17 protein-coding genes and 1 tRNA gene are annotated in these 23873 nt (G+C 70.4%); all 18 read left to right on the plus strand.

What is annotated here, in order from left to right:
• Nucleotides 1–381: 381 nt before the first annotated feature.
• The 18 genes from H5399_RS05990 (at nucleotide 382) to H5399_RS06075 (ending at nucleotide 23870) form a co-directional block, all read left to right on the plus strand.
• The gene (locus H5399_RS05990) at nucleotides 382–2631 is read left to right on the plus strand and encodes a DEAD/DEAH box helicase (RefSeq protein ID WP_182782124.1); all 2250 of its coding nucleotides are present in this window, start codon (nucleotides 382–384) and stop codon (nucleotides 2629–2631) included.
• A gap of 147 nt (nucleotides 2632–2778) precedes the next feature.
• The gene (locus H5399_RS05995) at nucleotides 2779–2979 is read left to right on the plus strand and encodes a DUF4244 domain-containing protein (RefSeq protein WP_182782125.1); all 201 of its coding nucleotides are present in this window, start codon (nucleotides 2779–2781) and stop codon (nucleotides 2977–2979) included.
• Nucleotides 2980–2999: 20 nt separating this feature from the next.
• The gene (locus H5399_RS06000) at nucleotides 3000–3350 is read left to right on the plus strand and encodes a TadE family type IV pilus minor pilin (RefSeq protein WP_182782126.1); all 351 of its coding nucleotides are present in this window, start codon (nucleotides 3000–3002) and stop codon (nucleotides 3348–3350) included.
• Nucleotides 3350–3709, plus strand: coding sequence for an Rv3654c family TadE-like protein (locus tag H5399_RS06005; RefSeq protein WP_182782127.1), 360 nt, complete (start codon nucleotides 3350–3352; stop codon nucleotides 3707–3709). The genes H5399_RS06000 and H5399_RS06005 overlap by 1 nt, the downstream gene beginning before the upstream one ends.
• Nucleotides 3710–3796: 87 nt before the next feature.
• Nucleotides 3797–4846, plus strand: coding sequence for an L-glyceraldehyde 3-phosphate reductase (gene mgrA, locus H5399_RS06010; protein WP_182782128.1), 1050 nt, complete (start codon nucleotides 3797–3799; stop codon nucleotides 4844–4846).
• 223 nt (nucleotides 4847–5069) lie between these two features.
• On the plus strand, nucleotides 5070–7154 hold the full coding sequence (locus H5399_RS06015) for a glycosyltransferase family 2 protein (protein WP_182782129.1): 2085 nt from the start codon (nucleotides 5070–5072) through the stop codon (nucleotides 7152–7154).
• Between the two features lie 21 nt (nucleotides 7155–7175).
• Nucleotides 7176–8663: a methyltransferase gene (locus H5399_RS06020; RefSeq protein WP_182782130.1), complete on the plus strand. Its 1488-nt coding sequence runs from the start codon at nucleotides 7176–7178 to the stop codon at nucleotides 8661–8663.
• A gap of 91 nt (nucleotides 8664–8754) precedes the next feature.
• Nucleotides 8755–11436, plus strand: a complete 2682-nt coding sequence (topA, locus tag H5399_RS06025) for a type I DNA topoisomerase (protein ID WP_182782131.1) — start codon at nucleotides 8755–8757, stop codon at nucleotides 11434–11436.
• Nucleotides 11437–11625: 189 nt separating this feature from the next.
• Entirely contained in the window at nucleotides 11626–13011 is a 1386-nt protein-coding gene (locus tag H5399_RS06030; protein ID WP_182782132.1) for a hypothetical protein, read from the plus strand.
• Nucleotides 13008–13625 carry a dTMP kinase gene (tmk, locus tag H5399_RS06035; RefSeq protein WP_370585692.1) on the plus strand — a complete coding sequence of 206 codons (618 nt, stop codon included), beginning with the start codon at nucleotides 13008–13010 and terminating at the stop codon, nucleotides 13623–13625. The genes H5399_RS06030 and tmk overlap by 4 nt, the downstream gene beginning before the upstream one ends.
• Before the next feature lie 34 nt (nucleotides 13626–13659).
• Nucleotides 13660–14808 carry a DNA polymerase III subunit delta' gene (locus H5399_RS06040; protein ID WP_182782133.1) on the plus strand — a complete coding sequence of 383 codons (1149 nt, stop codon included), beginning with the start codon at nucleotides 13660–13662 and terminating at the stop codon, nucleotides 14806–14808.
• Nucleotides 14809–14889: 81 nt separating this feature from the next.
• Nucleotides 14890–16320: a DoxX family protein gene (locus H5399_RS06045; RefSeq protein ID WP_182782134.1), complete on the plus strand. Its 1431-nt coding sequence runs from the start codon at nucleotides 14890–14892 to the stop codon at nucleotides 16318–16320.
• A 62-nt stretch (nucleotides 16321–16382) separates the two neighbouring features.
• The gene (locus H5399_RS06050; RefSeq protein ID WP_182782135.1) at nucleotides 16383–17240 is read left to right on the plus strand and encodes a regulatory iron-sulfur-containing complex subunit RicT; all 858 of its coding nucleotides are present in this window, start codon (nucleotides 16383–16385) and stop codon (nucleotides 17238–17240) included.
• On the plus strand, nucleotides 17233–18888 hold the full coding sequence (locus H5399_RS06055; protein WP_182782136.1) for an alpha/beta hydrolase: 1656 nt from the start codon (nucleotides 17233–17235) through the stop codon (nucleotides 18886–18888). Before H5399_RS06050 ends, H5399_RS06055 begins: the two co-directional genes overlap by 8 nt.
• Nucleotides 18889–18947: 59 nt before the next feature.
• Nucleotides 18948–19023: transfer RNA gene (locus tag H5399_RS06060), tRNA-Thr, on the plus strand.
• Between the two features lie 101 nt (nucleotides 19024–19124).
• On the plus strand, nucleotides 19125–21362 hold the full coding sequence (locus H5399_RS17930; RefSeq protein WP_255422083.1) for an AGE family epimerase/isomerase: 2238 nt from the start codon (nucleotides 19125–19127) through the stop codon (nucleotides 21360–21362).
• A gap of 83 nt (nucleotides 21363–21445) precedes the next feature.
• Nucleotides 21446–22795 (plus strand): FAD-dependent oxidoreductase, encoded by a 1350-nt coding sequence (locus H5399_RS06070; RefSeq protein ID WP_182782137.1) that lies wholly within the window; start codon nucleotides 21446–21448, stop codon nucleotides 22793–22795.
• Complete coding sequence (locus tag H5399_RS06075; RefSeq protein ID WP_220490871.1) at nucleotides 22773–23870, plus strand: winged helix DNA-binding domain-containing protein; 1098 nt, start codon at nucleotides 22773–22775, stop codon at nucleotides 23868–23870. The genes H5399_RS06070 and H5399_RS06075 overlap by 23 nt, the downstream gene beginning before the upstream one ends.
• Nucleotides 23871–23873 lie beyond the last annotated feature (3 nt).

The raw sequence follows: 23873 nt of genomic DNA on the forward strand, positions 1-23873 counted from the left end.
GGCGCGCTGGTGTCCGGTGGGTCGGGCGTCGTCGGCAGGCTCTCGGCCGGGGGTGCGGTCGGAGACTCAACCGGCGCTGACGGCTTCATGGTTGGGGTGCGTGACGCGGGTGAGGCCGTGCTGATCCGGCTGGAGGGGGTGGGGGTTGGATCGGCAGGGGTGCCAGGCGGGACCCCGCAGCCGACGAGCGCAAGGGCGACAATCAGCAGCCCGGCCGCCCCGGGCCGTGCCCGGTGGTGGACGGGCCCGCACAGGTCCAGTGACCGGCGCATCGTCCCCGCCTCCTTGCTGTTTCCACTGTACTCCCGCCCGGTGGGCAGGAGCCATGATCCGGCCTTGCGGAAATGAGGGATTGTCGGGGGGCGCTGGCACAGTGGGGGTGTGAAGTACGACTGGGTGCTCGGCAGGGACGAGGCGGTGGCGGTCCGGCACCGAGACCCCATGCCCGGCTGCACGGCGCCCTGGCCCGAGTGGATCTCAGCGTCGGCCGTCTCCCGGATCGAGGAGGCCGGCATTCCGGCTCCATGGCGCCACCAGAGCCAGTTCGCCGAGGCGCTGTTCGCCGGCAGGCACGCCATCGTGTGCACCCCGACAGGGTCAGGCAAGACGCTCGGGTACCTGCTGCCCATCGTCGCCGCCACCGCGGAAGGCAGGCTCGGCGTCGCGGTGGACTCCACCCGGGCGCGGCTCACCGGATCGCGCCACACGGCCCTGTATCTGGCCCCCACCAAGGCGCTGGCACACGATCAAGCCCGGGCGGCAACCGCGCTGGGGCCGGCCCGCTGGCGAATCAGCACCCTGGACGGGGACTCTGACGTGGCCGAGCGCCGGTTCGCCCGTGACCACGCTGATTTCGTCCTGACCAACCCTGACATGCTGCACTTCTCCGTGCTGCCCAACCATCAGCGGTGGGCCTCGTTCCTCGGGTCGCTGCGCTACATCGTCGTGGACGAGGCGCACCGTTATCAGGGTGTCTTCGGTGCCCACGTCGCGCAGGTGATCAGGCGGCTCCGGCGGTTGGCGGCCCAGTACGGCGCTGACCCGGTGGTGGCGCTGTCCTCAGCCACCGCCCCCAGCGCGGGCGTGTTCGCGGAGACTCTCATCGGCGCCGAATGCGTTGAGGTCATCGGGCAGGACTCCTCCCCGAGCGGCCGCAGGACCGCGGTGTTGTGGCGTCCAGGGTCGTCGCTGCGAGCGGACACCGCGGAGCTCCTGGCCCAGCTCACGGACCACGAAGCGCAGACCATCGCGTTCGTCGCCTCCCGGCAGGGAGCGGAGCTGGTGTCGCTGGCCGCCCAGGAGCTATCGCGGGAGCCCGCCAGGATCGCGTCCTACCGGGGCGGCTACCTCGCCGCGGATCGCCGCACCTTGGAGGCGGACCTTCAATCGGGCGAGCTGCGAGGCCTCGCCAGCACCAACGCCCTGGAGCTCGGGGTCGATGTCGCGGGCATGGACGCGGTGCTGGTGTCGGGCTACCCAGGGAAACTGTCGTCGTTCTGGCAACAGGCGGGTCGGGCGGGCAGGCGCGGTCAGGATGCCCTCGTCGTGCTTCTGGCCCGCGAGGATCCGCTCGACGCCTACCTCGTGGAGCACCCGGAGCTCGTGTTCGACGCCCCGGTGGAGCGGGCTGTGCTTCACCCGGAGAACCCTCGGGTGCTGGGACCCCACCTGGCGGCGGCAGCACAGGAGCTCCCCCTCTCGGACGCAGACGAGCAGTGGTTCGGGCCCACCGTCCCGGCGCTTGCCCGCGCCCTCGCGGACCAGGGCGTGCTGCGGCACAGGAGGGACCGCTTCTACTGGACTCGCCCCGACAGGGCCGTGGATTTCATCAACCTGCGCGCCACGGCACAGCGTCCAGTGGACATCATCGAACGTCACACCGGCCGGGTACTGGGCGTCATCGACGTGGCGGCCGCCGATCGCACGGTGCATCCGGGGGCCGTGTACCTGCACCAGGGTGAGGCGTTCACCGTCGAGGAACTGGACCTGGAGGAGCATCAGGCGCTGGTCGTCCAGGCCAGACCCACCTATTACACCCAGGCCCAGGCGTCGTTCGACATCCAGATCGTCGCCGAAGTGGAGCGCCGCGCCCTGGGCGCCACCCAGGTGTCCCGCGGAGACGTGCGGTTGGATTCCCAGGTGATCGGCTACCTTCGGCGCGACGAGATCACCCACGAGGTGTGGGACTCGACACCGCTGGACCTTCCCCGGCACAGAATGACCACCCAGGCCGTGTGGTGGACCGTGCCGCAGTCCCTGGCCAGACGGCTCGGCTGGGCGGAGCTGCAGACGGGCGCCGCCGTGCATGCCATGGAACACACGGCCATCGGGCTCCTGCCCGCCTTCGCGCCCTGCGACCGGTGGGACATCGGAGGGGTCAGCACGGCCCTCCACCCGGACACGGGCCTGGCCACGGTGTTCGTGCACGACGGGATGGCCGGTGGGGCCGGTTTCGCGCATCGGGGGTTCGACGTCGCGGAGGACTGGCTGCGCGCCACCCTGGACCGGCTGGAGCGGTGCACCTGCGAGTCCGGCTGCCCCGCCTGCGTCGTTTCCCCCAAGTGCGGAAACGCCAACCAGGTCCTCAACAAGTCCGACGCCGCCGAGCTCCTTCGTCTCATCCTCGACTGAGGCCCGCCTTCCGTTGTGCACAGGCATTGGTGTTGTCCGTTGCCGTCGTCCACACCCCTTGCCCGTGCCCGGGAAACGCCGGAGGCTGCTTCCGAACAAGGGGGTGACCGGCTGACAGGCAGCCGGCGCACCGAAAGGACGCCTCCCATGGCTCACCTCGTTCCCACGCGCTCGGCCCGGGCCCGAACCCTGGCCCAGCGCGGACTCACCACCGTCGAGTACGCGCTCGGGCTGCTGGCCGCGGCCACCGTCGCCCTGGTGCTGCTGCGCATCTTCGGCGACAACCAGTTCTACAAGACGCTCTTCGACTGGGTGGTCAACGTCTTCACCCACATGGCCAAGGGCTGAGCCCGGCTCCCATGACCAGCATGCGAAGATCCCGGCGGGGTGAGCGCGCCATGGTCACAGTCGAGCTCGCCATCGGCCTTCTCACGGTGGCCGTCCTGGCCACCTGCCTCGCGGGGCTCTCGCTGCTGGGCGTGGCGCAGGCCACGGTCTCCGAGTCCAGCGCGCAGCTCGCCCGCCAAGCGGCGAGGTCCGATGAGGCGGCCCTCCGCGAAGCGCGCACGCGGGCACCCGAGGGAGCGGTGATCGACGTGCGGCGGGGAAGCGACGGCGTGACCGCCACCGTCACGATGGCCGTGGCGGTGCCCGGTATCGGGCCTGTCGAGGTCGCTGCCACCTCCTGGGCGGCCTACGAACCCGGGTCGGGTCCGTGATGCGCCGCCGCGACGATCGGGGGGCTGCCGGGTCGGTGCTGGTGGCCGGCCTCTGCCTCGTCCTGGTCAGCGCCTTCATGGCCGCGGCGGTCCTCATCCAGTGGTTCTTCATCGCACGGAGAGCGGAGCAGTCGGCTGAGCTGGCTGCGCTCGCGGCCGTCAGCGCGGCGGTCTCAGGCCGGCTGCCGTGCCCTGCGGCGGAGGAGGCGGCCGCGCGCAACGAGGCGGACCTCGCCGAGTGCCACGTGCGAGGCGGGGGCCGCTCCATCGTGGTGGAAGTGGGGATCCGGGCCCGCCTGGAGCCGCCGCTGCCGGGGCTTCCCGGCGAGCTTGTGAGGTCCGCCACCGCGGGCACCTGAGGGCGGTGGGTGCGGCTGAGGCGAGGCGTAGCAGGAGCAGATCCGCGACACCCTCGGGCCCACCCGCGCGGCGATACAGTGCGAGGCATGACCTACATCGCCGCGGATGACCGCTACACGTCCATGCCGTACCGCCGCCTCGGGACTTCGGGGCTCAAGCTCCCGGCCATTTCGTTGGGGCTCTGGCACAACTTCGGCGACGACAAACCGGTCCAGACTCAACGCGACATTCTGCGCCGGGCCTTCGACCGCGGGGTGACGCACTTCGATCTCGCCAACAACTACGGTCCTCCCTACGGCGCTTCAGAGACCAACTTCGGTCGGATCATGACGGAGGACTTCACCCCGTACCGGCACGAGCTCGTGATCTCGTCCAAGGCCGGATGGGACATGTGGCCCGGCCCCTACGGCTTCGGGGGGTCCCGGAAGTACCTGCTGAGCTCGCTGGACGACTCGCTGCGGCGCATGCGCCTGGAGTACGTGGACATCTTCTATCACCACCGCCCGGATCCGGAGACGCCGCTGGAGGAGACGATGGCCGCGCTGGACCAGGCCGTGCGCTCCGGCAAGGCGCTGTACGCGGGGATCTCGTCCTACTCGGCGGCGCTCACTGCGAAGGCCCAGGAGATCGCCCGCGCCCTCGGCACGCCGCTGGTGATCCATCAGCCGTCGTACTCCGTGCTCAACCGGTGGGTCGAGGAGGGAGAGCCTTCCCTGTTGGAGGCCTGTCGCGACGCGGGCATGGGCGTCATCGCCTTCTCGCCGCTGGCGCAGGGCATGCTGACCGACCGCTACCTCGACGGCATCCCCGCAGACTCGCGGGCCGCGCAAGGCAAGTCGCTTGGCTCAGACCTGCTCACCGAGGACAACATCGCCCATCTCCGGTCGCTCAATCACATTGCTCAGGGCCGCGGGCAGAGCCTGGCGCAGATGGCCATCGCCTGGGCGCTGCGAGACCAGGGTGACGCGTCGGTCACCTCCGTAGTCCTCGGCGCATCGTCGGTACGGCAACTGGACGACAATCTCTCGGCCCTGGCGAAGATGGACTTCACCGCCGAGGAGCTCGCGGCCATCGACCGGCACGCAGGCGTCGAGGGCGTCAACCTCTGGCAGGGGGCCACCGACTCGGTCTCGTGACCTTCCGGGCCTCCGGGTCCAGGTCAACTGGACGGTCGGAGGGCTGGAACTGGCCGACGGGGTGGCCGCGGCTGACCGTACGGGTGGCTGGTCGGCCGGGTGAGAGTGGCGCCCCGACGTCGTTGGCCAGACTTTGGAGGGCTGTGGGGAGTACGGGTAGGCGGGGATCCTGCGTTGGGGTGAATCGACCCCCGCTGGCCCCTACCCCCCACGGAGGTCAACATTGGCTGCCCAACCCGATTCGCCGCGCCCGGATGCACGCGGCGAGGTCCTCCTCACCGTGGCCATGATGGTCCTCACCGCGGTGGCCGCGGTCATGCTCAGCCTCGACCTGCTCGTGGTCGCGCGCGCCGACGATTGGCGGGTACTCACGGTTCTGAGGCTCGGCGCACTGGTGGTGGTCCTGACCGTGCTGGTGTCCGGCAATGTGGTCTACCAGGTCTCACGACTCGGCTACCTGCTGCGGACGCAGGCACACGAGGCCCCGTCGTTCGGTGCGCTCATCGAGGAGAGCTGGGAGGACGCGGAGCCCATCGTCGTGCTGGTCCCCTCGTTCAAGGAGGATCAGCGGACCATCCGTCAGACCCTCACCTCGGCCGTGTTCCAGCATCACCCCAAACTCCGGGTGGCGCTGCTCCTCGATGACCCGCCCCAGCCGGCCGACGACGAGAGCAGAGAGCTGCTCGCCGCCGGGCTGCGCGTCCCGGAGGAGGTCACTGCCACTCTGGCAGAGGCGAGAGGGATAGTTGAGGTCGGGTACACCGGCTTCCTCGCCTCGGAGGGGGAGGAGCCGCACGGGCCCGGGGCCCTGCTGCGCACCCTGGACTCGCTCGCCAGCTGGGCGCGCCACCGGGCCGCGCTCGAGGTGATCGCGGACCACACCGACGCCCACTTCGTGGAGGTGACCTGGCGGCGGCAGGCCCAGCTCCTGGAGGAGCGCCTGAGGATGCTGGCCGACCGGGATCCCCGCGGCTGGTCCAGGGCCGGGATCCTGCGCGAGTTCGGCCGGCTTCTGGCGGCCTACACGTGCGAGGTGTCCGCCTTCCAGCGAAAGCGCTACGCCAACCTCACCCACGAGCCCAACAAGGCGGCCAACCTCAACGCCTACATCGACCTCCTCGGCTCCAACGTCAGGGAGGTCGAGGGGGCACAGGGCCTGTGGCTGGAACGCGTCGAGGCAGGTCGTGGCCTGCCGGTCCCGGACGCTTCCTTCGTCCTCACGCTGGACGCGGACAGTCTGCTCGACCCGGAGTATGCGCTGCGCCTATCGGCCACGTTCGCCGCGCCCGGCAACGAGCGTCTGGCCGTGGTCCAGACCCCCTACACCGCCATCCCCGGGGCAACCGGACTGCTGGAGCGGATCGCCGGCGCCACCACCGACATCCAATACATCGTGCACCAGGGATTCACGTGGTGCGGGGCGACGTTCTGGGTGGGGGCCAACGCGCTGCTGCGCAAGGAGGCGCTGATGGACATCCGGGCCGAGGACACCGAGCGCGGCCATACCATCGCGCGCTACATCCAGGACCGGACCGTGATCGAGGACACGGAGTCCACCTTGGACCTCGCCGAGCGTGGATGGGACCTGCACAACGTCCCCCAGAGGCTCGCCTGGAGCGCCACCCCACCGGACTTCGGCTCATTGGCCATCCAGCGCAGCCGATGGGCGAACGGGGGGCTGCTCATCGCCCCCAAGGCGCTCCGGCGGCTGCTCGCGAGACCCCTCGACCGGCTGGCGGTGCCCGCGTTCCTGATCAGGATGCACTACCTCACCTCCATCGCCACGGGAAGCCTTGGGCTCCTGGCCCTCCTGTTCCTCCCGCTGGGCGGCGACGAGCTGCGCAGCCTCTGGCTTCCGCTGATCTCTGCACCGTACTTCGTCCTCTACGCACGCGACCTCGTGCTGAGCGGGTACCGGACCACCGACATGGGACGGGTGTTCGCGCTGAACCTGATGCTGGTCCCGGTGCACCTGGCCGGGGTGTTCAAGTCCATCCACCAGGGTCTCACCGGCAAACGGATCCCCTTCGGCCGAACCCCCAAGGTGAGCGGCCGCACGGCGGCCCCGGCCTGGGCGGTCCTCTCCATCTGGGTGATGACGCTCTGGTGCGTCGTCTCGGTCGGGGTGGCTGTGGCCACTGGCCGGTGGATCAACGCCACCGGGGCGGCTGTCACCGGGGCGGCACTCGCGTACGCGGCGGTGGCCTTCATCGGCCTCCGGGAGGGGGTTGAGGACATCAGCCGGATGAGGCCGGGGCTGCGGCCCCGGGCCAGCGGGCCTCGACGCCGGCTCCAGCCGATGGCGTAAGCGGTTCCCTAGGATGGCGGCATGCCTCTCGACGCCACCGCGCTCCGTTCCAGCCTGCGGGCGGCCCGATTCACCGTCGACGCCGTCCTGGACAGGATCGGCGAGGAGGGGCAGGCCGGCCTCGGCCGCAACTGCACGGTTCCGGCCGACGTGGCCCTGGGCGAGGCCACGGATCCGCTGGCGACGCTGATCAGACTGTTCATCCTCCAGCAGGTGCTCCCGGAGCCGCAGGTGCGCGCCGCGTTGGACCTGACACCGCTCCTCGACGCCGGGTACCTGGCGCGCGATGCGGACGGCATCAGGGCCGGGGTCGACATCCGGCCCTACGGTTCTCCCGACGACGGTGCGACGGGGTGGATCGTGGCCGATCCGACGCCCGGAATGGACGGGCGGACCGAGCCCACCCGGCCGGACTATGTGCTCGGCGTCTCGCCGGCGTCGACCACGCTGGCCCAGCTCACGATGCGCCGCACCGTCGGCTCCGTCCTTGACCTGGGGACGGGGTGCGCGGTCCAGTCCCTCCATCTCGCCCGGCACGCCCCGCGCGTGGTGGCCACCGACGTGAACCCCCGGGCCCTTGAGCTGGCCCGCCTCACCGCCGCTCTCAACGAGGTTGTGGTGGACATCCGTGAGGGGTCGCTGTACGAGCCGGTGTCCGGCGAGCGCTTCGACCTGATCGTGTCCAATCCGCCGTTCGTGATGAGCCCACCCAGCGAGGAGGCCAGCACCCTGGCCTACCGGGAGACCAACTTCGAGGGTGACTCGCTGGTGGAGCAGCTGGTCCGTGGGGCTGCTGCGCACCTCAACCCCGGAGGGAGCCTCCAGCTGCTGACCAACTGGGCCATCCTCGAGGATCCCTGGGAGGAACGGCTGGCCGGGTGGGTGCCGGAAGGGTGCGACGCCTGGGTGATCGAGCGCGAGCGCCTCGACATCTTCTCCTACATCGAGATGTGGCTGACCGACGCAGGGCTGTCCGGCTCGCCCCGGTGGCGCGCGGCCTACAACGAGTGGCTGGACTACTTCGAGAGGCTCGGCATCAGGGCCGTCGGCATGGGCTGGATCCTGGTGACCCGCGCGGAGCGTGCCGAGCCGCACGTCCGGTGCGAGAGCTGGCCCCACGCCGTCGCCCAGCCGGTCGGGGACGTGTTCGCCCGGCACGCCGAGGCGGTCACCGCCGCGACACTCCCGCTCGGCGAGCTCCTCGAGACCTCTCCCCGGCTGGTGGGCGTCGACGAGGAGACCATCGGTTCCCCGGGGGCGGAGCACCCCGAGCACATCGTCTTCCGGCAGCGTGGGGGGCTCCGCAGGGCGATCAAGACGGACACGGCTCTGTCCGCCGTCCTGGGATCCCTCGACGGCGACCTGACGCTGGGTCAGGTGATCAGCGCCGTGGCGCAGGTGCTGGATCTGGACGCCGCCGAACTGGCCGCGGCCGTCGTGCCCGAGGTGCGCGTCGCGCTGCTGGACCAGCTGCTGCGTCCCGACGGCGGGCAGGCCCCGCGCGGCTGACGGGCCCCCGCCGCGACACCCGAGGCTCGGGCCACGTTGACAGCACAGGCTATTGTTCGGAGAGTTTCCCGACCGGAGGGCTGAATCACCCATGGCTGCCAAGCGTCTCGTGATCGTCGAGTCGCCGACGAAGGCGACAAAGATCGCCGGTTTCCTCGGCTCCGACTACATCGTCGAGTCCAGCCGAGGCCACGTCCGCGACCTCCCCACGTCGGCCGCCGAGGTGCCCGCCAAGTACAAGGGCGAGAAGTGGGCGCGCACCGGCGTGGACGTGGACAACGACTTCCGTGCCATCTACGTGGTCTCGCCGGACAAACGCTCCACCATGAAGGACCTGAAGGCCAAGCTCGCCGGAGTCGATGAACTCCTGCTGGCTACCGACGGTGACCGCGAGGGCGAGGCCATCGCGTGGCACCTCATGGACGAGCTGAAGCCGAAGGTGCCGGTCAAGCGGATGGTGTTCCACGAGATCACCAGGTCCGCCATCGAGGAGGCGGTCACCAATCCCCGGGAGCTCGACGTCGACCTGGTCGACGCGCAGGAAACCCGACGCATCCTGGACCGGCTCTACGGCTACGAGGTCTCTCCCGTGCTGTGGAAGAAGGTCATGCCGAGGCTCTCGGCGGGCCGCGTGCAGTCTGTGGCCACGAGGCTCGTCGTCGATCGGGAGCGTGAGCGCATCGCCTTTGTTCCCGCGTCCTACTGGGATCTCGACACCCACCTCGACGCCGGACCGGACGCGGACCCCCGCAACTTTCCGGCCCGGCTCGCCACCGTCGGGGGAGTGCGGGTGGCACAGGGCCGCGACTTCGACGCGGAGGGCCGGCTGACGGCCCAGGACGTCCTCGTCCTCGACGAGGCGTCCGCCCGGGCCCTCGCGGACGCTCTCCGCGCCTCATCCGTCACGGTGGGGGCGGTCGAGGCGAAGCCCTACACGCGCAAGCCGTACGAGCCGTTCCGTACCACCACGCTGCAGCAGGAGGCCGGCCGCAAGCTCGGGTTCACGGCCCAGCGCGCCATGTCGGTGGCCCAGGAGCTCTACGAGAAGGGCTTTATCACCTACATGCGAACGGACTCCGTGACGCTGGCAGGGCAGGCCATCGCGGCCGCGCGCGCCCAGGTCAAGGAGCTCTTCGGCGAGAGGTACCTCCCCGCGCAGCCCCGGGTCTACACCTCGAAGGTCAAGAACGCCCAGGAGGCCCACGAGGCTATCCGTCCCGCGGGCGACACATTCCGCCACCCGGACCAGACCGGCCTCGTCGGGGACACCTTCCGCCTCTATCAGCTCATCTGGCGCCGCACCCTGGCCTCCCAGATGGCCGATGCCAAGGGCGAGTCGCTCACCATCCGCATTGACGCGTCCTTCGCCCCCACCGTCGTGGGGGGCTCGGAGGTGACCACCGGTGGTCTGGTCGCGTCGGGGCGCACCATCACCTTCCCGGGCTTCCTCAAGGCCTACGTGCAGGGGGTCGACGACGAGTCCGCCTCTGATGATCAGCAGACGCGCCTCCCCATCCTGACGCAGGGCCAGGGGCTGGAGGTCGCCAGGGTGGAGGCGGCGGGCCACGAGACCCGTCCGCCCGCGCGCTACACCGAGCCGTCGCTGGTGGCGAAGCTGGAGGAGCTGGAGATCGGCCGCCCCTCCACTTACGCCTCCATCATCCGCACCATCACGGCCCGCGATTACGTCTTCAAGAAGGGCTCCGCCCTGGTGCCGACGTGGCTGGCGTTCGCCGTCACCAGGCTTCTGGAGGAGCATTTCTCCGAGCTGGTGGACTACGCCTTCACCGCGCAGCTGGAGGATCAGCTCGACGAGATCGCCTCTGGGAAGGCCAAGCGGCTCACGGTGCTCTCGGAGTTCTACCGCGGGCCTGAGGGCAGCGCGCACCACGGCCTGGAGACGCTGGTGACCGAGCTGGGGGAGATCGACGCCCGTGCGCTCTCCACGTTCCCGTTGCGTGACTCGGGTATCGACGTGCGGGTGGGCCGCTACGGGACCTACGTTGAGTCGTCGGACGGCCGCCGGGCCAACGTCCCCGACGACCTGGCCCCGGACGGTCTGACCGTCGAGGTGGCGGAGGAACTGCTGAGTAAGCCACTCGACGAGGAGCGCGAGCTGGGCGTGGACGAGGCCTCCGGAAACCTGATCGTGGCCAAGAACGGGCGCTACGGCCCGTACGTCACCGAGGTCCTCCCGGAGGACGCCCCCAAGTCCGCCAAGCCCCGCACTGGCTCGCTGTTCCAGTCCATGTCGCTGGACTCCATGGACCTCCCCACGGCCTTGAAGCTGATGAGCCTGCCCCGCGTGGTGGGTGCGGACGCCGACGGGGTGGAGATCACCGCCCAGAACGGCCGCTACGGCCCCTACCTGAAGCGCGGCACGGACTCCCGCTCGCTGGCCAGCGAGGATCAGATCTTCGGCATCACGCTGGAGGAGGCCCTCGCCATCTACGCGCAGCCCAAGACCCGCGGACGTGCCGCGGCGGCGGCGCCCCTGAAGGAGTTCGGGGCGGATCCGGTCTCCGGCAAGCCCGTGGTGCTCAAGTCGGGCCGGTTCGGCCCCTACGTCACCGACGGGGAGACCAACGCCACCCTGCGCCGCGACGACGACCCGGAGGCGATCACGCCCGAGCGCGCGTTCGAGATGATCGCCGAGAAGCGTGCGAAGGGACCCGCGAAGAAGCCTGCCCCGAAGCGGGCCCCGGCGGCCAGGAAGCCCGCCGCGAAGACCGCGGCCAGGAAGCCCGCCGCCCGCACCGCGAAGAAGGCGTGACCGCTTCGCCGCCACTAGTGTCCTGCGCCAGAAGTTCGTTGATGGGTGGCGGTGTCCCAGGGGATGGATCGCAAGGCCGACGAGCGAAGTAGCACTTGGTTGTTCGTCGAGCGAGGAGAACGCGGCGAGGCGCCGCTGGGGCGCCGTCAATCGCAGCGAGTTTCTGGCGCAGGACACTAGGGTTGGCGCATGGCTAAGAAGCGTCGCTCCGTGCTCAGGCTGGAGGCCCCCTTCAGTTCGGATCCGCCGCGGCTAACCTCAGAGGCGGTGGGCATGCCGAGGATCCTGCGCCGGCCGGCCGCGTCCTACACCATGGACGTCACCATCCTCGACGTCGACGACGCCCGTCTGCTGCGGGCGGGGGTGATCGTGGCGCACCGGGTGATCGAGGGCACCGGGGAGTGGTACCTCGCGGCTCAGGGCTGGGCGCCACACCTCCCCGCTGAACAGGTGGAGCCGCTGGGCGCCTCCGGGGACCTGCCGGAGCACTACGCGCGCCTGATCCGGCCCCTCACGCGGAGGGGGGTCCTGGGCCCTTTGGCCGCGTTGCACTGCGAGCGCGACGAATGGGCGCTGCGCACCAGCGAGGGCCAGGTCGCCGCCGTCGTCCGGGACGAGCGGGTGAGGATCCGTCGCAGCGGCATCACCACCGCCCGCTACCGCGAGATCACCATCACCCCGACTGAGCATCTGACCGGTCAGCAGCGCGAGTTCCTCGTCAGTGCGGCGATGGCGGTCAACGCCACCGTCGTGGACCAGTACCCCACCGTCGCGCAGCGGCTGGGTGCGCCCGCAACGGGACTGACGAGCTTCCCGCGGCCGCGGGAGACGCGCCCGGACCCGTCCCTGGAGGAGTACGTCAGCTCGCTCTTCGCCGAGCATCTTCAGGGCATCGTGCGGGCGGATCTGGCGCGCAGAGCCACCTCGTTGGAAGACCTGGGCGATGTCAACGCCCGCCTCTGGGCGTTCGGACGCGACCTCCGCGGGCTGGCACCGGTGCTCGAGCCCTCGTGGCGCGAGGCCACGGAGCGCTCGCTCGCCGGACTGCCGTACTCATCGCCGGCAGAGGCGGAGAGCCCGCTGCTGGATGTCATCGACGCCCTGGTGGGGGCCGCCCGGGCACCCAGGCTGGGAGACCTGGCGCACAAGCAGGCGGGTGAGCAGCTGTACCACCGCGCTGAGCAGGCCACCCTCATCCTGGCCGACCGGTGCCGCTCCCTCACAGCGGACTCTCCGGATGACCAGTGGCAGGGAGCGCTGCGCGCCGCCGAGCAGCTCGAGGTGGTGGTGGGGGTGGCTGCCCCCCTGTTCCCGAAGGTGGTGACCCGCATTCTGCGCCGGCTCGCGGACGTGACGCAGGAGCTGCGCGGGTGCGCGCTGGGCACGTTCGCTGGAGATCCCGCCCTCGACGGGTTGAGCGCGGCTCAGGCGTTCGCCCTCGGCCGGGACGCCGAACGCAAACGCGCCCTGGTCAAGGCGCGACGCGAGGCGTTCATCGAGCGCTGGCCGGCGCGCGTCTTAGAGGCCCGGAAGCTGATGCTGCGAGCCAAGAAGAAGCAGGCGAAGAAGCGGTGACGGGCGCGTTCATCGTCTTCGAGGGCGGCGACGCGGTGGGCAAGACCACCCAGGTGGAACGCCTGTCGGCCTGGCTGACACAGCGGGAGGCGCCGCACCTGACGACCCGCCAACCCGGCGGGACCCAGGTGGGCAACGAGCTCCGCCGACTGGTGCTGGACCCGGCGATGGGCCATGTGGACGCCCGCGCGGAGGCACTGATCTACGCGGCGGACAAGGCCCAACACGTGCACGAGCTGATCGCACCCGCGCTGGAGCGGGGAGAGACGGTGGTCTGCGACCGCTACGTGGACTCGATGATCGCCTACCAGGGGGCTGGTCGGGCCCTGGACATCGAGGATGTGGCGCGGATCGCATGGTGGGCCGTCGACGGGCTGAGGCCGCATCTGACCGTCCTGCTGGACGCGGATCCCTCGGATGCCGTGGAAGGGCTCTCCGAGAAGGACCGCCTCGAGGGGGCGGGGATCGCCCTCCACCGCCGCGCCCGCCACTTCTTCCTCGATCTGGCCGCTCAGGATCCGGAGCGCTACCTCGTGCTCGACGCCAGGGCCACGCGCGACGAGCTGGCCGGCGCCATCGCGGCACGCGTCGGGGCGCTGCTCGGGTTCGCCTGAGCGAACCGTCTGCGGGCCATGGCAGGATGGCGCCATGGGCGATGTGTTCTCCGAACTGATCGGGCAGCAGCGCGCCGTCGCCACCCTCCGTCGCGCCGTCGAAGGGCGTAGCCACGCCATGAGCCACGCGTGGCTCTTCGTGGGGCCCCCCGGTTCCGGCAGATCCAACGCCGCGAAGGCGTTCGCAGCGGCCCTGCAGTGCCCCGACGGCGGCTGCGGGCACTGCCAGGAGTGCCGCACCACGCTGGCGGGAGCGCACCCGGACGTCACCCTGTTGCGGACCGAGCAACTCTCCATCGGGGTCGACGAGGTGCGCGCACTCGTGGGCCGCTCCAGCATGGCCCCGGTGAAGAACCGATACCAGATCGTCGTGGTGGAGGACGCGGACCGGATCACCGAGCGAGGCGCGGACGCCCTCCTCAAGGGGCTGGAGGAGCCGGCACCCAGGACGGTGTGGCTCTTGTGCGCGCCCAGCGCGGACGACGTCATCATCACCATTCGGTCGCGGTGCAGAGGCATCAAGTTGGTGACCCCCAGCGACGACGCGGTGGCGGAGCTCCTTGTGTCCCGCGACGCTATCTCCCCGGCGCTGGCGGCGCACGCGGCCCGGGCCGCGCAGGGGCACGTCGGCCGCGCGCGAGTGCTGGCGCGTTCGGAATCGGCGCGGATCAGGCGCCGCGAGATCCTCTCCCTCCCCGGCAAGCTCAACTCCGTCACCGCGTGCCTCACCGCGGCCGAAAACCTGGTCTCCTCCAGCGCGGAAGAGGCGGCCGCGGTCACCGGTGAGCTGGACGCGAAGGAGTTGGCCTCCCTGCAGGAGATGCTGGGCCTCGGCGGACGCGGCGCCAAGCCGCGCAACGCGCAGGCCGCGGTGCGGGACCTTGAGGACCAGCAGAAGGCGCGCGGGAAGCGGCTGCAGCGTGACGCCCTGGATCGTGTGCTCACCGAGCTGACCGGCTACTACCGAGACGTCCTGGTGAGTCAGACGGCCCCTGAGGTGCCACTGGTCAACGCGGACCTGGCGGACGAGATCGAGCCGGTGGCGCGCCGCTCCACCCCGGAACAGACGGTCCGAGCCCTGGACGCCATCCTGCAGGCGCGCACGGCATTGGAGGGTAACGTGGCGCCCCTGCTCGCGCTGGAGGCGCTCCTGATCAGCCTCTCGCTCGCTGCCCGGACCTGACGTCGCGGGCGTGTCACCCGGACTGGGCCGCGGTAGTGGTGCCAAGATGAACAGCACGACTGCCCACGGATAGGGGAACTCATGTCCAACAACGATTGGGTCCAGGAAGGCACGCCTCGCGACGAGGAATGGACGGCCGAGCAGGACGAATACGGCGTGCCGGTGGAACCAGCCGAGTGGGATGACTACGCCTCGGAGCAGACCGTGCCCGTCCCCCCCGCCCCGGTCCAGCCGGCCGCGGAGGTCGAGCAGGGCGAGCCGCCGGTGACCGGTGAGGACGGGGACGGCGAGGCCGTTGAGCCCGCCCAGGAGGAGCCCCCTGCGGCCGAGGCGAACCAGCAGCCGGACGAGGAATGGCAGGCGGAGGTGCTGGCGTCGCAGGATATTTCCGCGGGTGAGGGTGCAGACCAGCGTGTCGACGACGAGTGGGCGGCCGACGAAGCCGTCGCGGACTCCCAGGGGCATCAGGTGGTCGATGACAGGGGGGCCGACGAGGAGCCGGTTGTCGAGGAGGGTGTTGCAGAGGAGTCCGTGGTCGAGGATGAGCCGGTTGTCGAGGACGAGGCCGCAGCCGAGGAACCCGTAGCTGAGGAAGCCTTCGCAGATGGGCCCGTTGTCGAGGATGAGCCCGTTGTCGAGGAGCCGACCGTCGAGGAGGCGCCCGTCATCGAGGAGGCGCCCGTCATCGAGGAGGCGCCCGCACCTGTGGGGGCGTTCGGGCGCCCGGCGGATCGCGAACCTCTGAGCGAGGACGATGCCGAGTCGACGAGGGCCATGCCCATGCTCGCCAGCGGGGCTGCCGGAGCCGCCGGGACGGCCAGCGCCGCTCCTGGAGCTGCAGCCGTGGCGGGCGCCGCCACGCTCGCAGGGCTGTATCGCGCAGACCGCGATCGTGCCGAGGAGACTCGCGTGATCGACGGCGCGCAGCGTCAGACCTATGACGATGAGCTCGCGGAGGAGGAGCGCCAGGCTCACCAGTTGAGGGCGGACAAGGAGGCCCGCAACCAACGCCTGGGGCTGGTCCAGACCTCGGACGCCAATGCTGTCCGTGACCCGAGCCCGGTCCGCCGCCGCGGCGTCGGGCACTTCGGTAGCTTCGGTCTCTTCGTGCTTCGGCTCGTCACCGCCGCGATCATCGGTGTGGTGGGTTATCAGGTGCTCAGCGACATCGATGCCACCGCCGAGTTCCTCGGCGCAACCCTCCTCCCAGAGCCGCGGCTGGTGGCGTGGATCGTCGGATTCGGGCTTGCCGTGCTCGCTGTGCTCCTTGTCATCGGGCTCGCCGTGCGGGTGGCGGGCCTCCTGTTGGCCGTGGTGGCCGTCGGGTCGCTGGTCTTCATCCGTTGGGGCCAGTTCAGCCCCTTCGTCGCCGGCATGGAAGGGTTCCTGGGGGACCACGACCTCCTCCTGGCCGCCGTCGGCATCCTCTTCTTCTCCCTGGGGGGCGGGCGTTGGGGTATCGACGGTGCCTTCGTCAAGGCGAGGGAGACCGCCCGGGAGGCGAAGCACTGACCGCCGGGCACGGAGCCGGAGGCCACCGCCCGAGCGCTTGGGCCGGTCACTAGGCTGTGGGCATGGCACGGGTGATGGCCGTCGCCTTCGAGCGGTACGGCCAACTGCACTACCTCGACCCAGGGGACCGTCACTACGCGGTGGGAGACTGGGTCCGGTTCCCCACGCCCGACGGCGAGGAGGTGGCCCAGTGCGTCTGGGCGCCGGAATCCGTGGCCGAAGGCTTCGAAGGGCTCCCCGTCTGCCCCGGTCCCGCCACCGCGTCGGACCTTGATCGTGACCGGGCGAACCGGCGGATCCGCACAGAGGCGGCAGACACCGCCAAGTCGCTGATCGCGAAGCACCGGCTGCCGATGAAGGTGGTGGGTGTCGACTTCCTGGACCGGTCGGCGGATTTCGACCGCATTGTCGCGGTGTACTACACGGCACCCCACCGGGTGGATTTCCGCAACCTTCTGGGGGATCTGGCGCGGGCCCTGGATGCGCGGATCGATCTGCGGCAGGTGGGTGCCCGCGATGCCGCCCGGCTGATCGGTGGAGTGGGCAGTTGTGGTCGTGAATTCTGCTGCACCACCTTTCTCACGGACTTCGAGCCGGTGTCGATGCGTCTTGCCCGCGTGCAGGGCCTGCCGCCCAACCCCCTGCAGATCTCGGGCGCGTGCGGGCGGCTGATGTGCTGCCTGAAATACGAACACCCGCTGTATGTGGACTTCATCCAGCGCGCACCTGCCGTCGGGGAGCAGGTGAGCGTCGACGGGAACCCCGGAGTTGTCACAGGTCACAGCGTGACCGAGCAGATGGTCACGGTGCGCCACGGCGGCGGTGAGATCGTGCGTTGCCCGCTGGAGTCGGTCTGTTCGACGGCGCGTGGCCGCAGCGCCTTCGCTCAGGGGTCGGCCGGGAAGGGTGCGGATGAGTAGGAGAGTCAACCTCGTTCAGGCGGTGCTCGGGATGATCGCCCTGGCCCTGGTGGCCACTCTGTTCATGGGCGGCTTCGTGGGGGGCACCAACAGGGACGAGCCTGCCTCGCCCAACACGCCAGGGCCCGCCACGCCGTCGGCGATGGATCCCGGTGCACGGATGCCGGGTGTGCCGGAGCGGCCCATCGCGGAGCATGAGACATTCCCGCCCAAGCCCGGGCAGAACGAGGACAGGCTCCTGGACTACCAGCCGTCGGCAGAACCGGCGGTGGATCTACTCCCCTCGGCCGGGGACCTCGAGGCGTACGCCAGCCAGGTGGTGGACTGGGCCGTGTGCGACGACGGCTCCGGCGGGCAGTGCGCCACCGTGAAGGTGCCCCTGGACTGGGAGAACCCGGCCGGGAAGGCCATCGAGATCGCGGTGCGCCGGGTGGTCGACGGTGACTCCTCCCGGGGCCCCCTCTTCGTCAACCCCGGCGGCCCCGGCTTCGGCGGACAGGACTTTGCGCAGCGCCTCGCCGGGAGGTGGACCAACTTCGACGCCATCGGATGGGATCCCCGCGGCACGGGGGAGTCGACCTCCGTGGTCTGCGGCACCCTGGAGCAGACCGACGAGATCATGGAACTCGACGCGAGCCCCGACGACGAGGCCGAGGATCTCGCGCTGCAGCAGGGCGCCGTGGACTTTGCCCAGCAGTGCAGGGACAGCTCGGGGGAGTTGCTGGACCACATCACCACCATCGACGTCGTGCGGGATCTGGACCTCCTGCGTCACATCCTGGGCGCCGAGAAGCTCAACTACGTCGGGGTCTCCTACGGCACGTATGTGGGCGCGATGTACGCGCAGTTGTTCCCGGGGTCGGTCGGCCGGCTCGTGTTGGACGCGGCTGTGGACATCACCGGCGAGGGGGACATTCCTCAGACGCAGGGCTTTGAGCGGGCGATGGGCAACTTCACGCAGTGGTGTGCCGGATCGGAGCTCTGCAGCCTCGGGGACGACCAGGCCGAGATCACCGACGGCATCGACGACTTCCTCACGGGCCTGGACTCGGCGCCCCTGCAGGTGGAAGGGCGCCTCCTCACCCAGACGATGGCGGCCACCGGCATCGCCTTGTACCTCTACGAGGACGAGGAGGCGTACCGAAGCCTGGACCAGGTGATCGCCAATGCCATGGCGGGAGACGGGGAGGCTCTGCTGTACTCCGCGGACCTCCTCAACGGGCGTGGGCCCGCCGGCTACGACACGATCGCCTACGCGTTCCCCGCCATGGTGTGCGCGGACGCCGCGGACGAGGGCGTCGCTCCCGTGCCGCAGGAGTGGCGCGACACCTTCGACGAGGCGCCCCTCATGGCGCCCCACATGGGGATGGGTTACACCTGCCAGCTGTGGACGGCCGAGCCGGCGCCACAGATCAGGATCACCGCCCCAGGAGCGCCGCCCATCCTCGTGGTGGGCACCACAGGGGACTCGGCCACTCCCTACGAGCAGGCCCAGTCCATGGCGGGGCAGCTGGAATCCGGCACGCTGCTGACCCTCGACGGGGCCGGCCACGGGGCCGTCACTGGAGACAACGGATGCATCGCCGAAGCCGTCGACGCCTACCTGTATGACGGTGTGGCCCCCGAGGAGGGCACAACCTGCTCCTGAATGGGAGGGTCTGCACGCTTTGCCGCGGGGAAGCGTCGCCGGTATAGTTCCAGCTTGCCGCCGCCCTAGCTCAGTTGGTAGAGCGACGCTCTCGTAAAGCGTAGGTCACGGGTTCGATTCCCGTGGGCGGCTCCAGCGCCAGGCCCTGATCCCCGGATCGGGGCCTTCGTGCTTCCTGACGCGGGCTCCCCGGGTCTGAGGGCAGCACGGCGGTGGGAATCGCTAGAGTTCCGCCCATGGCCCAGTTCGATCTCCCCCTCGACTCCCTGCGCACCTACCAGCCCGACGTGCCCGAATCGCCGCGCTTCGACGAGTTCTGGTCATCCACGCTCGCTCACGACGAGCCCGTGGCGCTGCTCGAGGAGGCGCTGATCGACAACCGGCAGTCGCTGATCGACACCTACGACCTGACGTTCACCGGCTTCGGGGGCGCACCCGTCAGGGCGTGGCTGCACGTTCCCGCCGGCGCCAGCGGCCCGCTGCCCACCGTCGTGCGCTACCACGGGTACTCGGTCTCGCGCGGCATGCCGCTGGCTCCGGTGTTCGCCGCCGCCGGGTACGCGCAGTTCGACCTCGACAATCGGGGGCAGGGCTGGCACTCCGCGAGCGTGTTCGAGCGGACCCCGGATCTGGACGTGGCGGCGGGGGAGTTCGGCCCGGCCGGCCCTATGACGAAGGGCATCTCATCTCCGGAGACGTACTACTACCGCCGGCTCATCACCGACGGGGTGCGGATGCTTCAGCTGGCCGCCGGCCACCGGCTCGTGGACGCGTCCCGGCTGTTCGTCGCCGGAGGATCGCAGGGCGGCTACCTGACGCTCACCGCCGCGGGGTTGGCACCGTCGGTGGGGATCAGCCTGGCCGGCGCCATGCCGGACGTGGCGTTCATGTGTCACATCCGTAGGGCGGTGGGGCTCACCGACGACGCCCCGTTCTCCGACATCGCCCGCTTCATCAGGGCGGCCCCGCACCTGGAGGACGCGGTGTGGGAGACGCTTGGCCACTTCGACGGGGTGTCGTTCGCGCGGCGGGCCGAATGCCCGGCGCTGTTCTCGGTGGCGCTGGCAGACACCATCTGCCCCCCGTCGACGGTCTTCGCGGCGCACAACGCCTACGCGGGGCCGCGCGAGATGGTCGTGTATCCGCACAGCGGCCACGAGGGTGGTCAGGACGTCCAGGTGTGGCGCCAGCTCGGCTGGCTGCGCGAGAGCCTGAGAGAGGCCGGCGTGCCCGATCTCTTCGGCGACCATCCGGACCGCTTCGCGGACCCGACGCACCGTCGCTTCCTCGTCGACCACCGCCGGGCCCTGCTCGACTTCTACCAGCCGGAGGTCTGCCTGCCCTCCGGTGGATTCGCCTGGATCGGCAGCGACGGACGCGCGATGCCGGAGATGGGGGCGCAGCTGTTCATCGGTGCCCGGATGATGCACGTCTTCTCGCTGGCCGCCCTGGAGGGTCGCCAGGGCGCCCGTGAGGTGGTCGAGCACGGGCTGGACTTCTACCTCGACGGCCCGGGCCGCGATCCTGAGTTCGACGGATGGGTTCCCGTCCTGGGCGGCGACCAGCCTCAGGACCGCAAGGAGCTCTACGGCACCGCCCAGCTCCTGCTCGCCGCCAGTACGGCCACCGCCGCCGGCTTCAGCAGAGGGCGTGCGCTGCTGGACGCTGTCTCGGCCGTCATCGACCGCCACTTCTGGCGCGAGGAGGACGGGATCTGCGTGGAGGGCTACGACCGCACGTTCACCCAGCTCGACGAGTACCGGGGCCAGAACGCCAACATGCATCTCACCGAGGCATATCTGGCCGCCTACGAGGCCACCGGGGAGGCCACCTACCTCACCCGGGCGACGTCCATCGCGCGGCGCATCGCCGCCCAGGCGGCCGGCCAGGAGGAGGGCGCGTGGCGGCTGCCCGAGCACTTCACCGCAGACTGGGAACCCGACAACCAGTACAACGCCGACGATCCGCGGCACGCCTTCAGGCCCTATGGCTCCCAGCCCGGCCACTGGCTGGAGTGGACCAAGCTGCTGCTCCAGCTCAGGGGCCTCGGCGTGGACGAATCGTGGTTGCTGCCCGCCGCGGCCGCGTTGTTCGACGGGGCGGTGCGGGACGCGTGGAGCGAAGGCTTCGTCTACACGGTGGACTGGGACGGCTCCACCGTGGTGGAGGAGCGGTTCTTCTGGGAGGTGGCCGAGGCGATGGGCGCGGCACGGTACCTGTGGCTCGCCACCGGGGACGTCTCCTACCAGGAATGGTACGAGCGGCTCTGGCGCTTCGCCGACCGGCACTTCGTGGATCATGAGCTGGGCAGCTGGCACTCGGAGCTCGACCGCAGCCTCGTGCCGGTGACCCACACCTGGGAAGGCAAGCCGGACCTCTACCACGTCTACCAGGCCACCCTGTACGCTTCACTGCCGGCAGATCAGGGCTTCGCCGCGTGGCTCACTTCAGCCGAATCGACCGCCCTGGCTTAGGAGACTCCCGGCATCACCGCTGGAGGGGGCCTTGTAGGCTGGTCATCGCTTCCCCGATCCGGGGTACGTCAAGGAGGAACACCGTGTTCGACTGCGCCATCATCGGGGCCGGCCTGGCAGGGCTGGTCGCCGCGCAATACCTCACGGACCGCGGGCTGAACGTCACCGTCCTCGAGGGGCGAAACCGTGTGGGCGGCCGCGTCGAGAACAAGGTGCTGAGTGACGGCTCCTACGTGGAGCTTGGCGGCCAGTGGATCGGCCCCGGCTTCGACGAGCTCGCCGAGATCATCGACTCCCTGGGCCTCGAGACCATCGGCCTCCCCGCCCGAGGCAACCTGGTGGTCCGCCTGCGCGGACAGGCCCTGCAGGTGCCGTCGAAGGAGGACACCCCGGCGCTGACCCCGTTCGAGGTCTCTGATCTCGGGCAGGGCCTGCTGCGGCTGCGTCGCCTGGCCGAGCGGCTCCGCGACGACCCGGCCTGGCGCAAGGCCAACGACGTCTGGCTCAAGCAGGATCTCCGCCGGTGGGTCACCACCAACCTGCGGACCCATGGCGCGCAGCGGCGCTTCGGAGAGGTGTACGCCGCGGCGTTCGGGCCCATGCCGAAGGACGCCACGCTCGTTGAGGGTCTGCATCAGGTCAACTCCGGGCCGGATCTGGAATCCATGCTGGCCAGCAATGGCGGGCTCCATCAGCAGCGCGTGCAGGGGGGCATGGCCGCCGTGGCAGAGGCGCTGGCCGCCCGGCTGGGCGATGTGGTGCGGCTCGATGCCGAGGTGACCATGGTGGAGCACGCTGAGCGTTCTGCCAGGCTCAGGCTCGCCAACGGTCAGCAGGTGGAGGCCCGGCAGGTGATCTCCACCCTGCCGCCGAGGCTCGCCGTCGCGCTGCCGCACCAGCCGGCGCTGGCGGCGTGGCGCGCGGAGGCCGCGGACAAGGTGGCTCCCGGCAACGTGATCAAGGCCTTCCTCATCTACTCGCGCCCCTTCTGGCGCGAGTTGGGCTACTCCGGTCAGTCCAGTGCCGACGAGGGCGCGGTGCGGGTCACCTTCGACACCACGTCGGACAACTCCGAGCGCGGGCACCTGATGGGCTTCTTCGAGGGCGCGGACGCAGACAGCCTGTCGCGCCGCTCCGTCACGTTGCGTGAGCGGGCCTTCGTGGATTCTGTCGTGCGCACGTTTGGTGACGTGGCCGCGTTCCCACTGTCCTACATCGAGCGTGACTGGTCCGCGGAGAGGTTCACCGGCGGCTGCCACGGCGCGCACTTCGCGCCCGGCGTCTGGACCACCAACGGACCCGTCCTCGCCGAACCCGAAGGGGTTCTGCACTGGGCGGGGGCCGAATACGCCACCCGCTTCAACGGGTACCTGGAGGGTGCGGTGCGCTCGGGCCGCGAGGTGGCAGCCGTTGTCGCCCGGAACCTCGCCTGACGCACGGCTCGGCCGGCTGCGCCTGGTGGCGCAGGGTCTGATCACGCGGCCGTTCGGCACGCCCGCCGACGCGGTGGCCGCGCTCGGTGCCATGCAGGGCCAGGACCTGCCCGGGGTGCTGGCCTCGGCCGCTCTGCGGACGCCGCTGGGCATCGAGGCCGTGCTGTCGGACGTCGCTGAGGGACGGCTGGTGCGGGGATACCCCATGCGGGGCACCGTCTTTCTCCTCCCCGCTGCCGACGCTGCCTGGATCACCGAGCTCTGCGCCCGTCCAGCGATGCGCGCGGCCTCCGCCCGCAGCCACCAGTTGGAACTCGACGAGGCGCAGATACTCCACGCCCGCGACCTCGCGATCGAGGCGCTGGACGCCGGCCCGATGCCAAGGGCCGCGCTCTTCGACCACTGGGAGGCCCACGGGCTGAGGCCCAAGGGCGGCCGCGGCTACCACCTGCTGTTCCACCTCATTGCCGGCGGGACGCTCTGCTACGGGCCGTGGAACGGCGCGGATCAGGATGTCGTGCTGGCCTCCCGCTGGCTGCCCGCGGGGTCGTCGCTGGAGTCGCGGTTCAACGGGGATCGGGTCGCCGCAGTCGCCGAGCTGCTGCGCCGGTACCTGACCAGCCACGGTCCCGCCACCATCCGGGACTTCGCGTGGTGGACGAAGTTGGGGCTGGGGGAGATCCGCTCGGCACTGCCGCTGGTGCTGGGTGACCTGGAGGGCGCGGCAGGGGGGCAGGAGGCCAGCCACTGGCGCCCAGGCCTGGTGGAGGAGGCCGCGGCGCTGGGGCGCCGGGCGTCGGCGCCGCTCCTGCTGCCGGGCTTCGACGAGTTCGTGCTCGGGTATCAGGACCGCCTGTTCGCGCTGACCACTGAGGAGCACCACCAGCTGGTGCCCGGCAACAACGGGGTGTTCAAGAAGTCGATCGTGGCCGGCGGTCTGGTCCGCGGCATCTGGACCCGCGCAGGCCGACCTGGGGCTCGCAGGCTCGAGACCGTGGAGTTCACCGCTCTCAGCCCCACGGTGCGCAGGCAGCTGGCGGTCCGCTTCGCGGCCTTCCCCTTCGTCGCCCCCTGACCC

Source organism: Tessaracoccus sp. MC1627 (genome assembly GCF_014164725.1).
GTDB lineage: Bacteria > Actinomycetota > Actinomycetes > Propionibacteriales > Propionibacteriaceae > Arachnia.

Coding starts and splice junctions, on each gene's coding strand:
- H5399_RS06055 (WP_182782136.1), top strand. CDS start 17,233: ATGAGTAGGAGAGTCAACCTCGTTCAGGCGGTGCTCGGGATGATCGCC.
- H5399_RS17930 (WP_255422083.1), top strand. CDS start 19,125: ATGGCCCAGTTCGATCTCCCCCTCGACTCCCTGCGCACCTACCAGCCC.
- H5399_RS06000 (WP_182782126.1), top strand. CDS start 3,000: ATGCGAAGATCCCGGCGGGGTGAGCGCGCCATGGTCACAGTCGAGCTC.
- H5399_RS06020 (WP_182782130.1), top strand. CDS start 7,176: ATGCCTCTCGACGCCACCGCGCTCCGTTCCAGCCTGCGGGCGGCCCGA.
- mgrA (WP_182782128.1), top strand. CDS start 3,797: ATGACCTACATCGCCGCGGATGACCGCTACACGTCCATGCCGTACCGC.
- H5399_RS06040 (WP_182782133.1), top strand. CDS start 13,660: ATGGGCGATGTGTTCTCCGAACTGATCGGGCAGCAGCGCGCCGTCGCC.
- H5399_RS05995 (WP_182782125.1), top strand. CDS start 2,779: ATGGCTCACCTCGTTCCCACGCGCTCGGCCCGGGCCCGAACCCTGGCC.
- H5399_RS06050 (WP_182782135.1), top strand. CDS start 16,383: ATGGCACGGGTGATGGCCGTCGCCTTCGAGCGGTACGGCCAACTGCAC.
- H5399_RS06005 (WP_182782127.1), top strand. CDS start 3,350: ATGCGCCGCCGCGACGATCGGGGGGCTGCCGGGTCGGTGCTGGTGGCC.
- H5399_RS06030 (WP_182782132.1), top strand. CDS start 11,626: ATGGCTAAGAAGCGTCGCTCCGTGCTCAGGCTGGAGGCCCCCTTCAGT.
- H5399_RS06045 (WP_182782134.1), top strand. CDS start 14,890: ATGTCCAACAACGATTGGGTCCAGGAAGGCACGCCTCGCGACGAGGAA.
- topA (WP_182782131.1), top strand. CDS start 8,755: ATGGCTGCCAAGCGTCTCGTGATCGTCGAGTCGCCGACGAAGGCGACA.